This is a genomic window from Acinetobacter sp. A1 (genome assembly GCF_012371315.1).
In the GTDB taxonomy this organism is placed as follows: domain Bacteria; phylum Pseudomonadota; class Gammaproteobacteria; order Pseudomonadales; family Moraxellaceae; genus Acinetobacter.
Genome location: NZ_JAAZQY010000089.1, coordinates 1 through 573 on the forward strand (window position 1 = coordinate 1; position 573 = coordinate 573).

The following is a 573-nucleotide window of genomic DNA, read 5'->3' on the forward strand; positions in this document are numbered from 1 at the left end:
CCCCCAACGTTGTTGGGGTCAAACAAAAGGTGTTTACCATGAAAGATGAAGCAATGTTGGCACTCGCTAAAGAGTTAGCCAAGAACCTAAAAACCGAAGCCGATCTCAATAATTTTAGTCGGGCTTTAAAGAAATTGACTGTTGAAACTGCCCTTAATGCGGAACTCACCGACCATTTAGGTTACGAAAAAAATAGCCCACGAACAGGCAAAAATGCTCGCAATGGTTACACAACGAAGCGTCTACTGACTGATGATGGTGAGTTTGAACTAGATACCCCTAGAGATCGTGAGGGTACATTTGAGCCACAGCTTATCAAGAAAAATCAGACCCGTATCACGCAAATGGATAGCCAGATTTTATCCCTCTATGCCAAAGGTATGACGACTCGGGACATTGTTGCTACATTCAAGGAAATGTATGATGCAGATGTGTCACCCACCCTGATTTCCAAGGTGACAGATGCAGTTATAGAACAAGTCAAAGAATGGCAAAGTCGCCCTTTGGATGCCTTGTATCCTATCGTGTATTTAGACTGCATCGTGGTCAAGGTACGTCAGGATAATACTATCA

Annotated in this window: 1 protein-coding gene; it reads left to right on the top strand. The window is 43.3% G+C overall.

All coding sequences use genetic code 11. From position 1 onward, the window contains the following. Window positions 1-38: 38 nt before the first annotated feature. Window positions 39-573 (top strand): transposase (locus HHA41_RS13045; protein WP_168461968.1); only part of this gene is annotated, 535 nt, incomplete at its 3' end.